Below are 12,781 nucleotides of genomic sequence, written 5' to 3' on the forward strand. Positions count from 1 at the left end.
AAAGTCCCGCTACTTCTCCGATTTTAAGCTTGTTTGGCTTTACAACCTCTTCCATGAAAATCTTTCCAGGATGAATATATGTATCAATATGTCTTTCCATATTTTTCTGTTTCAATGATAATCTTCTAAATCTATATCGTATGCTGATGCAGTATTGTTGTCAAAATTATATGTAATCCTCCAGTTCCCTGAGACTTCCAAAGACCAGTCCCCTTCCTGTTTCCTTTCAAAGGATGCGGTTTCAAATCCGGAAAGGGGAATAAGTCATCAGGAACCTTTTCTATGCTATCAATGATATCCATAACAATTTCTATTTTACTCACCATTGTTAAAGGGAGTTTGCTCTTACCACCTTTTATCCAGTAATTCTTAAGGGCTTTGTGCTTGATGCTTTTTATCATAAGCCATACGTATAGTGTAAATATACGATATGCAAATTGAGATTTCAAAATACATCATGAATCTCACCTCCTGAAGAATATCTGTACAGCAGTGGTGCGAATTATGCGGGGTTGCCGGATAGGCTAATGGAAGTGATTTTGGTAGAGTAATAGTGGTCCAATTCGCCGCGGCGAATTGGACCTTTTTTATTGTCAGTCTTCAGAATGCATTTTCTACACTCATAAGACTGTAACGTTTTGGTCAAAGTCTGAAGACTTGAACCAGTTGAACTTGAAATCTTGTAATCATACTTACAACTTATTCAAAAATATCAAAAAGTTATCATCGTAAATACAACTCTAATTCCTCACTTATCCTCCATAAATTCCTCAATCCATCTATATACCTTATTTGGTGTGTATATAAACTGTGCTATCATGGGAACATGCTTTTTCCATTTTTGAAGATGAAAGTTAGGTTCGGGTTCTATTTTTTTATATTCCTTCAAAAACCTTTCAGTAGTCTTTTCTATTCCAGGTAGCGTTCTACCTCCCATCATGATCAGCATTGGCGGATCTTTTTCATCCAAATAATAAATCGGTGAGGTATCTTTCCATACCTGTGGATCATCCGTGAATGCCTGGTATTTGGTACCAGGTTCGTAATTCATTTCATTCAAAAACCAATACATATCCAGGCCCGCAGCATCAATCAGGATTGTTCCCTTGATGGGATTTTCCATGCCCAGAGTATCAAAATATTCATTTCGGACAGAAATCAAACTCGCAAGATGCCCTCCCGCAGAATGTCCCGAGACGAATATCCTATCAGGATTCCCTCCATAAGAATTGATGTTTTCATTTGTCCATTTCACAGCTTGTGCAGAAGCTTTTGCCATATCATGGACCTGATAATCGGGACTGAGTGGATAATCTATGATGACTGCTACGATTCCCTTCCTTGCCAGTCTTGACCCTAGAAAGTTGTAGATATCCTTATTGCCGGAATTCCAACTGCCACCATAGATGAAAAGCATAACAGGATTCTTACCATCTGCTTTTTTTGGTGCAAAAACATTCAATTGCTTTTCAGGAAGATTTTCCAAAAATCCCTTTTCCATATAGGTGATTTCCTTACTCCTTTGAATTCTCTTGAAAGAACATGAAAAAGAAGTCAACAAAAGAATGGTCAAAAGTAATCGATTATAAAATTGCATTTTATTCATTAAGTATTGATTCAAGAAAGATAACACTCTCAGGAAAGCATGGTTTAAAATTATAAAACCTAGCTTCAACTAACCTGTAACTGCCCAGGTTCTTTTCGATTGATAGCCAGGTTGGTTTATAGGGATCAAAGTATTCTCCCAGTTAAAAAGAATTCCAAATATGTAAATTAAATTGTAGAAGTTATGAATTTGGAAATTTTATATTTTTTAATTTAACTTGTCATACAAACCCAAAAATTTTAAAAAACATGAGTTTTGAGATCAAATCATCCGGAGAGGCCTATGATGTCATCATAGTGGGTTCCGGTGCCGGTGGTGGCATGGCTTCCAAGATTCTTTCAGAGGCAGGTTTATCGGTGGCGGTATTGGAAGCAGGAGGTGATTTTGACCCTGCCAAAGAAGAAGACAGGACCCAATTAAGACCCCCATGGGAATCTCCCAGAAGAGGCGGTGGAACACCAACCCGACCTTTTGGTGATTTTGATCAGGCAATAGGTGGTTGGGATATTGAAGGAGAACCTTACACCAGGGCCAATGGTACCAGTTTCGATTGGTTCAGGTCCAGAATGTTGGGAGGCCGTACCAATCACTGGGGAAGGATTTCATTGAGGTTTGGGCCGAATGATTTCAAAAGAAGTAGCGTAGACGGCTTGGGAGATGACTGGCCCATTGGCTATGACGATGTCAAACCTTATTACGACAAAGTTGACAAGTTGATTGGAGTTTTCGGTACCAAAGAAGGCATATACAACGAGCCAGACGGATTTTTCCTGCCCCCACCCAAGCCAAGGCTTCATGAAATGTTTGTTTCCAAAGGAGCCAAAAAAACCAATATTCCTATCATTCCTTCCCGCCTTTCCATTCTGACCCGTCCGGTAAACAATGAAAGAGGTGTGTGTTTTTTCTGTAAACAATGCAACCGTGGCTGTCAGGTTTATGCGGATTTTTCTTCAGGAACTGTATTGGTCAAACCGGCGATGGCCAAGGGTAAAGTGGAACTTTTTACCAATGCGATGGTAAGGGCCGTAACAACCGATGATACAGGCAAAGCCACGGGAGTATCCTATGTCAGCAAAGTGGATATGCAGGAATATAAACTCAGAGCAAGAGTGGTGGTTTTGGGAGCCTCAGCCTGTGAATCCGCAAGGATCATGATGAACTCCAAATCCAAAACCCATCCCAATGGTGTAGGAAACAGCAGTGGGATGGTAGGCCGGTATCTACATGACTCAACTGGTGCAGACAGAATGGCAATTATGCCTGACTTGATCGACAGGGAAAGATACAATGAAGATGGTGTTGGAGGAATGCATGTTTACACGCCTTGGTGGCTGGACAACAAGAAACTTGATTTTGCGAGAGGATACCATATTGAGTATTGGGGAGGGATGTCCATGCCATCCTACGGAATAGGCTTCGCCATGGACACCATGAGAAAACATATCAAAGATGAATTCGGCAATCCAAGTCCAAACGGTGGTTATGGTGAAGGTCTCAAAAAGGATATCCGCCGATATTATGGCTCTACTTTGGGTATGTCAGGAAGAGGTGAAAGTATCCCCCAATACAGCAATTATTGTGAGATAGATCCCAATGTGGTGGACAAATTTGGTATTCCTGTTCTCCAATTTACCTACAACTGGACAGACCAAGAAGTCAAACAGGCCAAACACATGCAGGATACATTTGAGGAAATTCTCACCAATTCAGGTGCAGTATTGTTGGGCAATAAACCCGGACCGGAATCCAAATACGGTCTGGCTGCACCGGGTAGAATTATCCATGAGGTAGGCACTACCAGAATGGGTGACAAATCTTCGACATCGGTATTGAACAGTAACTGTCAGGCACATGACTGCAAAAATCTGTTTGTGGTTGATGCAGGACCATTTGTATCCCAAGCAGACAAAAATCCCACATGGACTATTTTGGCCCTTGCCTGGAGGACTTCGGATTTTATAGTAAGTGAATTGAAAAAGAAAAATATTTAATGAGGTAGCCATGAACAGAAGAGAAAATTTAAAACTCCTTTTTACCGGATCATTGGCATCAGGATTCCTTTTGACCAATTGTGCACCTGAAGACAAATCAGCGGATTATTCACCAAAAATCGCCGGTGGGACACCGGGAGGCAGAACAGCAGAGGAAATAAAGTATGATCAGCGCCTGCTTTCAGAAACTTTTTTTACCGATGAGGAAAGAAAAAAACTGGATGTATTGGTAGATATCATCATGCCTGCCGACAGTGAATCCGGAAGTGCGACGGAAGCAGGGGTTCCGGACTTTATCGAGTTTATGATGAAAGACTACACCGCATATCAAATACCCATGAGAGGAGGGCTGATGTGGCTGGACCATTACAGTGATGACAATTATGGAAAGAAGTTTCTTGAACTTTCTGAATCCGAAAGGATGGAATTCATTGACCTGATTGCCTGGCCTGACAAAGCCAAACCGGAAATGGAAGGTGGGGTGAAGTTTTTCAATATGCTGAGAAATCTGACATCAACAGGATATTTTACCTCAGAAATTGGCTTCAAATATTTGGGTTATAAGGGAAATACCCCAAATGTGTGGGACGGTGTGCCGGAAGCAGTCATGCAGAAACATGGTTTTGCCTATGAAGAAAAATACCTGTCACAATATCTAAAACCTGATGAAAGAGGCAAAATTGCCGAATGGGATGATGAAGGTAATTTGATAGAGTAATTTTATCACCTAATTTCAAAGATCGAATAATCTTCATTTTCTACAAAACGCTCAAATTCAGGGATTTTCTGTACCAATAGCTTAAGCAAATTGGCAGTACTAGAATTACCCTTCCTAATAATTATAACTTTCGGAGCCTTTTTTCTTACGATAGCCAATTTGTAGAAATCATCATCATTTGTCAAAATAATGAAATGATTACGCAATGCATAATCCCATATTTCCTGATCTTTGGCAGGCGAAACAAGTTTTGGTATAAATCGAACATGTTTTGACCCAGGAAAAAATTCTTCAAGGGCTTTAGCTAAACGCCATGAAAGGTTATCATCAACAAGAAGTTTCAAATTTTATCAATTGAAATTTTTGTAATGCCTTCCCTTTTTGCGGCGAAATTTATTGCTGCTAATATATGGTCTCTTGTCAAGCTTGGGAAATCCTCCAAGATTTCTTCATATGTCATTCCTGAGGCCAACCATTCCAAAATATCAATAACAGCTATCCTTGTATTTACTATGCAAGGTTTTCCAAAACGTATTTCAGGGTTAATTGAAATATATTTCTCCAATGATTCCATGGTCTAAATATAGTCAAATCCAATAAAATTATAGGTGTTAGTTTTTTTATGCCATTAAATATAGGCATCATTAAAAAAATAAAAATTAACTTTTAAAACCAATAACTCGGAACGAATACTTTTTTAACTAACTTTACTTTGAATAACCTAAAAGCACAAAAATGGAGTTTCGGAGTTTACTGATTGTCACTTCATCAGAAAAAGAAACTGTCAGAGAAAGCCCGGATTCCTATGAATTGGAAATCCTTGATTCTCTTGTGGTGGACTATATTGGAGCGATGGAATGGTCACATATCAGTCCCGATGGTCAGCATTTCCTGGCTTTGGACCCGCAAAAAGCTGATGTACTCCTGATCGACAGAAATGGGGAGATCAGGACAGTCATCAATAAAACAGGTGACAAACCCGATGCCGTAGGTCCAAACCTCTCAGGACGCCCTCAGTTCAGAAATGATGAAGAGATTGCCTTATTGGGTAGCAAGGGGATGTTTATTTTTGGTTTAGATGGGAATTTGAAAGAAAGTATCAAGCCTGACTTTGATCCTATTCGTTTGAATTAAACCTAGATGTGGTTGGATATGGCAGGATACCGGTAAAGGTACCTTTTTCAACATCTATAGTCTCCAATTTCGTACCTGTTGCTTCTGTATAAAACCCTGCACCTTCTGGATCCCTTGCCCCATATACTGCCACAGCTTTGTTTTCATCTATAAACTGAAACTGATCAGCATTTTGGATGATTAAATTGGAACCTTTCCTATTGTTAATAGTATCCCTGTTTTCAGAGCTAACCAAAAGGGGATTTATCTTTCATTCAAAAATGACACAAAGATTTATCATTTCGAGTGGGAAAATACTGAAATTCCCGAAAAGGAAATCCTCTTGAAAATAGAGCCATTTCACCTCATGAAAGGTAAAGATCCAAAAGCGGTGGATAAAGACGCATTCAATATTGAATCTAGAGATTTTACTTATGGGGCGATCAATAATATTTGGACTGTTAATGACAAACTTTTAATCTCTTACAACCCCGGTCTCTCTGATGATGAGTATGATCATGCCATTCAGGGGATTACCGGATTTCAGGAAATACTTCGTGTTACAGGACAAAAAAACAAGTCAATTTTGGCAGTCCTTGACCTTGACGGGCATCTTGTAGAAATAGAAGTACCCGAATATTTTGGAGGATTGGAATTTATAGATAAGGAGGGGAATTTATGGTTTTCGCCTAATCGGAGTGAGGTTGAAAGGGATTATGAGGTATTGTTTAAAACAAAGTTGATGTAACTTTTATCCAGAGATTTTAGGAACAAAATAACTGTCAAAGTTCCAATAAATCAAACTCAATTTTTTCCAAATTTCCGGGATTTATGCAACCTTTGGGATCGAATACCCATCAATCCATTTGTTTAACAATGTTTTTATGAAATCAAAAATCTGTTTTCTTTTGATCATTTTTGGATCCAGTCTATTTGGTTCCTGCAGCAAGACTGTAACCCTGAATAGGATGGTTCCTGCAGAAATCACCGTCCCTACTTATGTCCAACGTTTGTTGTTGGTAGATAGAACAGCACCGCAAAGTGAGGGGTTCTCTATCATTGAAGGAATACTCACCGGAGAAGCTCCCTTTGAAGTAAAGAACGCAGCCGAAGCCACCTTGACCACTGTACAGCAAGAATTGAATACCTCACCAAGATATGAAGTCATCAGAGCCAGGGAAAGGTTACGCGGAGGCCTTTTTGCACAGACTTTTCCTACACCCTTGACATGGGAACAGATAGAAAGTCTTTGCAGGCAATATCAAGTCGATGCGGTATTGGTTTTGGAAAAGTTCTCCTCAGACTTTATAATCACTGACAAAAAGAAAATGGTCAAAAAAACCATAGGAACAGGTAATGATTCAAAGCAGATTGAAGTTGAAGGTATTTACATGGAAGGCTTGGCTTCTGTCAGTGCCGGTTTTAGGTTTTATGATCCGGAAACCAGAAATATTTTTGACCAGGTAAACTATGACAAAACCAACCTTTGGTCTGCAGAAGCCGAAACCCGGACGCAGGATGCAGCCATGCTGATAGATAAAGTCCGTGCCACGCAGTTTGTAGGAAGGATGGCAGGGGCAAGTTATGCCAAAAGGATCGCTCCAATGAATGTATCGATTAGCCGTACCATGTACGAGAAACCAAAATCCAATCCTTCCCTTGCCAAAGGGTCACGGTTGGCCCAAGTAGGTCAATGGGAAGAAGCAATAGAAGCCTGGCATGAGGGCTTGAATCAAATGAATGAGCGTAAAACCGGAGGCAGACTTTCTTATAACATCGCCTTGGGTTACGAAGTAATGGGAGATTTGCAGGAAGCGAGAATTTGGGCAGGAAAGGCTTTTACAGATTATGGCTACAAGAAAGGCAGAACCTATGCCCGGGAAATATCAAGAATAATGATACAGGAAGCTATTGTACAAGAGCAATTGACGAGGCAAAATAATTAAAAAAGAACTACTTTATTTAAACTAAATTTCATTCAGAGTTGGGGAACTTTGACTGGTTGATGTCGTTATTAGACTAATTTATTAATCTATTTTTAACAAAAATTTACCCATGAAAAAATCAACACTGTTATTCGCCTTGACTTTGGTCTGTAACCTAACATTTGCCCAAATTGACAGGCAATTGAAAATTGAGAATTATACAATTCCTGATGAAATTGAGATCATAACTGATTCTGAAATAACTAAGGAAATGAAAAAAGTTGGGACTGTTTTTGCAAAAGCAAAAGGGGTTACAACAATTTCAGCCATCAATAACGTCAACAATCGGGCTTTAAGAAAATTGAAAACAGAGGCTTCAATGCGGGGAGGAAGCTATTTAATGGTAACCCAAGAAACACAGGAGAATACCATATTTTCAAAAACATCCGCATATTCTGCAATTATATATAGGTCTAATCAGTCTGATATCAATAAAATAAAAGATCTATTGGAATCCAATGAATTTGTCTACCGGTATGAGCGCACCTACAACAGGAACAAATTCAATTCTCATGATAAGCTCATAAATAATCAACCCCTCCAAAAGACACAATGGAACCAACCTTATTTAAAAAACGGAAAAATAGTCTTGGAAATAATGGAATTTAGCGGTAACAGAAACCGACTAATCAAATATGAAGTTATTGCCAATTCTGATTCGCAGATATTACTGTTTAAGGAAGACCTTCCAGGTAAAAAAATGAAAATAATCAGTCTTGATGTAGTCAAATGAAATAAAGTTTGGGAATTTCAACACCAACAAAAAAAGACAGCCCTGAGGCTGTCTTTTTGATTAAATATTTATGAGAACATCCCCTTACTTTCCTTGAAAAATAGCAGACTCACCCAATTGCTCTTCAATTCTCAGTAATTGGTTGTATTTGGCCATTCTGTCTGATCTTGAAGCGGAACCGGTTTTGATCTGTCCGCAGTTAGTCGCAACCGCCAAATCTGCAATGGTAGAGTCCTCAGTTTCCCCTGACCTATGTGACATCACCGCTGTATAGCCAGCTTTATGGGCCATAGCAACTGTTTTAAGGGTTTCTGTTAAAGTACCGATTTGGTTTACTTTGACAAGGATTGAATTAGCTGATTTTTCTTCAATGCCTCTCTTGAGGAATTTGACATTGGTAACAAATAAATCATCACCAACTATTTGGATTTTGTCGCCGATTTTGGCATTAAGCATCGCCCAACCTTCCCAGTCGTCTTCTGAAAAACCATCTTCAATCGAGTCAATTGGATACTTTTGGGTTAGTTCAGCCAAATATTCTACTTGTTCTTGTCTGGTCCTTACTTTTCCATTAGGCCCTTCAAATTTAGTGTAGTCATATTTGCCATCTTTGTAAAATTCTGTAGCTGCACAATCCAAAGCAATGGTCACTTCTTCACCGGCCTTGTAGCCCGCCTTTTTGATGGCGTCCAATACACAGGCCAAAGCTTCCTCAGTACCTCCTGAGAAATTAGGGGCAAAACCACCCTCATCACCTACGGCAGTACTTAAGCCTTTATCGTGAAGAATTTTTTTAAGGTTATGGAAAATTTCAGCTCCCATTCTGATGGCCTCAGAAAAACTGGAAGCTCCAACAGGCCTTACCATAAATTCCTGGAAAGCGATAGGCGCATCTGAATGAGAACCCCCATTTATAATATTCAGCATAGGTACAGGAAGGGTATTCGCATTGACACCACCAATATATCTGTAAAGCGGTTGACCTGCCTCCATTGCCGCTGCTTTGGCTACTGCTAAAGAAACACCGAGGATGGCGTTAGCACCTAATTTACTTTTGGTAGAAGTGCCATCGAGATCGATCATGATTTGGTCAATGAGATTTTGCTCAAAAACATCCATTCCAAGTAACTCCGGAGCAATGACATCATTCACGTTCGAAACTGCTTTTAGAACACCCTTTCCAAGATATTTAGATTTATCTCCATCCCGGAGTTCTACTGCTTCATTGACCCCTGTAGAGGCACCACTGGGAACTGCCGCTCTTCCAAAAGCCCCATTTTCAGTCACTACATCTACTTCTACAGTGGGATTTCCCCTGGAATCTAAAATTTGTCTGGCGTGAATTGATTGAATCAATGTCATAATTTAAAAGGTTTAAGGTTGTTTAATTATTGTTCATTAAAGATATAAAGTCATCAAATAAATACCTCGAATCATGTGGTCCCGGAGAGGATTCGGGGTGATACTGTACTGAGAAAGCAGGTTTATTCTTTAGTTTTATCCCGGCAACGGTCTTGTCATTCAAATGAATATGTGTCATTTCCACTGAATCACTTTTTTCCACATCTTCCTTTTTAACCACAAAACCGTGATTTTGGGAAGTGATTTCACTGTTTCCGGAAATCAGGTTTTTAATTGGATGATTCAGGCCTCTGTGACCATGGTGCATTTTATAGGTAGATATGCCACATGCTTCTGCCAAAATCTGATGTCCCAAGCAGATTCCGAATACCGGTTTATTTGTATTGAGAATATCTTTGGTGGTTTTCACAGCATACTCCATCACAGCAGGATCTCCGGGTCCATTGGAGAGGAAATAACCATCAGGGTTCCATTTTTCCATTTCCGCAAAAGAAGTTTTTGCAGGAAAAACTTTGCAATAAACCCCTCTTTCTGATAGACTTCTAAGGATATTGTATTTTATCCCAAAATCAAGACAGGCAACTTTAAAGTTTGAGTTTTCATCACCATAAAAGAATGGCTCTTTCGTACAGACCTTTGAGGAAAGTTCAAGACCGTTCATATCCGGGATTTTATTGAGTTCAGCTTTTAAACCTGCCAGGTCATCTTCAAACTTAGAACTGATAATGGCATTCATAGCTCCTTTAGAACGGATATGTCTTACCAGCTTTCTTGTATCCAGATCAGCTATACCTGTGATGCCATATTTGACAAGATAATCCTGCAAGGAACCACTGGCATCAATCCTACTAAATACCTCTGAAAACGAGTTAACTACAATGCCGGCAATAGTCGGATGATCGGATTCTATTTCAGAATCTATCACACCATAATTACCTATATGAGAAGTAGTGGTGACAATTATCTGACCTGTATAGGATGGATCAGTATAGATTTCCTGATATCCGGTCATTCCTGTATTGAAACAAATTTCACCGCCGTTGGTACCGGGACTACCTATGAGAGTCCCTTTAAACATTGTTCCATCGGCCAAAAGAAGGGTTGCTTTTTGTTTATTCATCTTTATTTTTTGGACTTGTCAAAGTTAATGATTTTTAAAGTATATGCCACGGGAATATGGTAAGGATATAAAAAAAGGGACTGAACCTAAGTCCAATCCCTTTCATATTTAAAATCGTCCAAACATCAATTATTCAGCAGATTTTTCTTCTTCATTATTTTCATCAGCCTGAGGTTCCTCAGCCTGTGGTTCAGCCACCTCTTCAGTTTTAGCAACCGGAGCAGTTTCAGCAACAGCAGTTTCAGATTTACCTGAACTTCTTCTGCTTCTTCTGGTTGTTTTCTTAGCTGGCTTAGCGTCTTTCAGCATCAATTCATTGAAATCAACCAATTCAATGATGCACATTTCAGCATTATCTCCCAAGCGGTATCCGGTTTTTATTATCCTGGTGTAACCACCTGTTCTGTCACCAACTTTTACTACTACCTCACCGAATAGTTCCTTAATTCCTTCTTTGCTTTGAAGATAGGAAAAAGCAATTCTTCTGTTGTGGGTAATATCTTCTTTAGCTCTGGTAATCAGAGGCTCTACATATTTTCTTAGTTCTTTAGCCTTGGCAAGCGTTGTAGAAATACGCTTGTGAAGAATCAGGGAAGTAGCCATGTTCGAAAGCATTGCTTTCCTGTGACTGGCAGTCCTGCCAAGGTGATTGAATTTCTTACCGTGTCTCATTTTAATTATTCTTCATCAAGTTTATACTTAGATAGATCCATCCCGAAGGTCAAACCTTTCTCTTGGATAAGTTGCTCAAGTTCGGCCAAGGATTTCTTACCAAAATTCCTGAATTTCATCATGTCTGAAATTTCAAGTTTTGCAAGATCTCCAAGCGATTTCACATCTGCTGCTTTGAGACAGTTGAATGCACGAACTGAAAGATCAAGATCACTCAAAGGTGTCTTCAATAACTTTCTCATATGCAAAAATTCCTCATCGATTGGTTCCGGTTCAGAAATTCCTGTAGAATCAAGGACCATTGTCTGGTCAGAGAATAACATGAAGTGCTGAATAAGAATTTTAGCAGATTCCTGTAGCGCTTTCTCAGGGTGGATAGAACCGTCAGTTGAAACTTCCAAGATTAACTTTTCAAAGTCAGTCTTTTGTTCTACCCTAGTATTTTCCACACTGTATTTCACATTTTTGATAGGAGTGAAAACAGCATCAATAGGAATAACTCCGAAAACCTGTTCTTTTGGTTTGGATTCTTCAGCAGGAAGATAACCTCTTCCTTTTTCAACTGTCAATTCAATTTCAATACTTTTAGTATCATCCAAGTGGCAAATTACCAACTCAGGGTTCAAAACCTCGAATGAAGAGGTGAACTTAGCGATATCTCCAGCAGTGAAAACGAACTGATTCTTTATTTCAACAGAGATTTTACCGTCTATGGCATCATGGACTTTTTTAAATCTGACCTGCTTGAGATTAAGAATGATATCTGTCACATCTTCAACAACGCCCTCGACCGTGGAAAATTCATGTACTACACCTGGAAGCTTCACTGATGTGATGGCATACCCTTCAAGAGAAGATAACAAAATCCTTCTCAAGGCGTTGCCTATGGTGACCCCATAGCCCTTTTCAAGTGGCTTGAAGGTGAACAAACCGTGAAAATCATCGGCTTTTTCCATCACCACTTTCTCGGGCATTTGAAATGCTAATATGGACATATCAATAGTTCTATTTAAGTCTGAAAGTTTATTATTTAGAGTAAAGTTCTACAATCAACTGTTCTTTGATATTCTCAGGAATATCATCTCTAGTTGGAATTGAAATGAACTTACCTGCTAAAGAGGTATTATCCCACTCTAACCAAGGATAACGGTTGCTTTTTCCCGCCAAGCTACTTGAAATGGCTTCTAGAGATTTTGAACGTTCTCTAACTGCCACTACATCACCCGGCTTCAAAGTATATGAAGGTATATTTACCAACTCCCCGTTTACAAGAATATGTTTGTGCGAAACGAGTTGTCTTGCACCTCTTCTTGTCGGGGCTATGCCCAATCTGTACACCACATTGTCCAACCTGGATTCAAGTAACTGAAGGAGGTTCTCCCCTGTAATTCCCTGTTTCCTGGAAGCAATACCGAACATTTTGGCGAATTGTCTTTCCAATACACCATAGATGTATTTTGCTTTTTGCTTTTCAGCAAGCT

16 protein-coding genes are annotated in these 12,781 nt (G+C 39.4%); 6 read left to right on the forward strand and 10 right to left on the reverse strand.

The features are described 5' to 3' along the window. Positions 1-131 precede the first annotated feature (131 nt). Together ACEW8O_RS23685 and ACEW8O_RS23690 are read right to left on the reverse strand one after the other, a co-directional pair. Entirely contained in the window at positions 132-401 is a 270-nt protein-coding gene (locus ACEW8O_RS23685) for a type II toxin-antitoxin system RelE/ParE family toxin (protein ID WP_373497104.1), read from the reverse strand. Positions 402-748: 347 nt separating this feature from the next. Then, entirely contained in the window at positions 749-1,597 is an 849-nt protein-coding gene (locus ACEW8O_RS23690) for an alpha/beta hydrolase (RefSeq protein WP_373497105.1), read from the reverse strand. A 257-nt stretch (positions 1,598-1,854) separates the two neighbouring features. On the opposite strand from ACEW8O_RS23690, the gene ACEW8O_RS23695 reads away from it, so the two are divergent. Both ACEW8O_RS23695 and ACEW8O_RS23700 read left to right on the forward strand, forming a co-directional pair. Next, positions 1,855-3,597, forward strand: coding sequence for a GMC family oxidoreductase (locus ACEW8O_RS23695; protein ID WP_373497106.1), 1,743 nt, complete (start codon positions 1,855-1,857; stop codon positions 3,595-3,597). Positions 3,598-3,607: 10 nt separating this feature from the next. Continuing rightward, entirely contained in the window at positions 3,608-4,315 is a 708-nt protein-coding gene (locus ACEW8O_RS23700; RefSeq protein WP_373497107.1) for a gluconate 2-dehydrogenase subunit 3 family protein, read from the forward strand. Positions 4,316-4,320: 5 nt separating this feature from the next. Here the strand turns inward: ACEW8O_RS23700 and ACEW8O_RS23705 are convergent, their stop codons facing one another. Further along, positions 4,321-4,659 (reverse strand): DUF5615 family PIN-like protein, encoded by a 339-nt coding sequence (locus ACEW8O_RS23705; RefSeq protein WP_373497108.1) that lies wholly within the window; start codon positions 4,657-4,659, stop codon positions 4,321-4,323. After that, a complete protein-coding gene (locus ACEW8O_RS23710; RefSeq protein ID WP_373497109.1) occupies positions 4,656-4,889 on the reverse strand; it encodes a DUF433 domain-containing protein in 234 nt (77 codons plus the stop codon). Before ACEW8O_RS23710 ends, ACEW8O_RS23705 begins: the two co-directional genes overlap by 4 nt. Before the next feature lie 161 nt (positions 4,890-5,050). On the opposite strand from ACEW8O_RS23710, the gene ACEW8O_RS23715 reads away from it, so the two are divergent. Further along, positions 5,051-5,449: a hypothetical protein gene (locus ACEW8O_RS23715; protein ID WP_373497110.1), complete on the forward strand. Its 399-nt coding sequence runs from the start codon at positions 5,051-5,053 to the stop codon at positions 5,447-5,449. Here ACEW8O_RS23715 and ACEW8O_RS23720 read toward each other — a convergent pair. Beyond that, the gene (locus tag ACEW8O_RS23720) at positions 5,433-5,684 is read right to left on the reverse strand and encodes a hypothetical protein (protein WP_373497111.1); all 252 of its coding nucleotides are present in this window, start codon (positions 5,682-5,684) and stop codon (positions 5,433-5,435) included. The genes ACEW8O_RS23715 and ACEW8O_RS23720 overlap by 17 nt on opposite strands. A 111-nt stretch (positions 5,685-5,795) precedes the next feature. Between ACEW8O_RS23720 and ACEW8O_RS23725 the strand changes: the two genes are divergently transcribed. From ACEW8O_RS23725 to ACEW8O_RS23735, 3 genes are all read left to right on the forward strand, one after another. Then, positions 5,796-6,176: a hypothetical protein gene (locus tag ACEW8O_RS23725; RefSeq protein ID WP_373497112.1), complete on the forward strand. Its 381-nt coding sequence runs from the start codon at positions 5,796-5,798 to the stop codon at positions 6,174-6,176. 136 nt (positions 6,177-6,312) lie between these two features. After that, positions 6,313-7,374 (forward strand): DUF6340 family protein, encoded by a 1,062-nt coding sequence (locus ACEW8O_RS23730; protein WP_373497113.1) that lies wholly within the window; start codon positions 6,313-6,315, stop codon positions 7,372-7,374. A gap of 109 nt (positions 7,375-7,483) precedes the next feature. After that, on the forward strand, positions 7,484-8,146 hold the full coding sequence (locus ACEW8O_RS23735; protein ID WP_373497114.1) for a hypothetical protein: 663 nt from the start codon (positions 7,484-7,486) through the stop codon (positions 8,144-8,146). An 84-nt stretch (positions 8,147-8,230) separates the two neighbouring features. Here the strand turns inward: ACEW8O_RS23735 and eno are convergent, their stop codons facing one another. From eno to rpsD, 5 genes are all read right to left on the reverse strand, one after another. Next, positions 8,231-9,508: a phosphopyruvate hydratase gene (gene eno / locus ACEW8O_RS23740; protein WP_373497115.1), complete on the reverse strand. Its 1,278-nt coding sequence runs from the start codon at positions 9,506-9,508 to the stop codon at positions 8,231-8,233. 22 nt (positions 9,509-9,530) lie between these two features. Further along, complete coding sequence (gene carA / locus ACEW8O_RS23745) at positions 9,531-10,628, reverse strand: glutamine-hydrolyzing carbamoyl-phosphate synthase small subunit (protein WP_373497116.1); 1,098 nt, start codon at positions 10,626-10,628, stop codon at positions 9,531-9,533. Positions 10,629-10,757: 129 nt separating this feature from the next. Then, entirely contained in the window at positions 10,758-11,300 is a 543-nt protein-coding gene (rplQ, locus tag ACEW8O_RS23750; RefSeq protein ID WP_373497117.1) for a 50S ribosomal protein L17, read from the reverse strand. A 5-nt stretch (positions 11,301-11,305) separates the two neighbouring features. Further along, a complete protein-coding gene (locus ACEW8O_RS23755; protein ID WP_373497118.1) occupies positions 11,306-12,295 on the reverse strand; it encodes a DNA-directed RNA polymerase subunit alpha in 990 nt (329 codons plus the stop codon). A 31-nt stretch (positions 12,296-12,326) separates the two neighbouring features. Beyond that, on the reverse strand, positions 12,327-12,781 hold a 455-nt coding region (gene rpsD, locus ACEW8O_RS23760; RefSeq protein ID WP_373497119.1), incomplete at its 5' end, for a 30S ribosomal protein S4.

The organism is Aquiflexum sp. (assembly GCF_041749095.1).
In the GTDB taxonomy this organism is placed as follows: domain Bacteria; phylum Bacteroidota; class Bacteroidia; order Cytophagales; family Cyclobacteriaceae; genus Aquiflexum.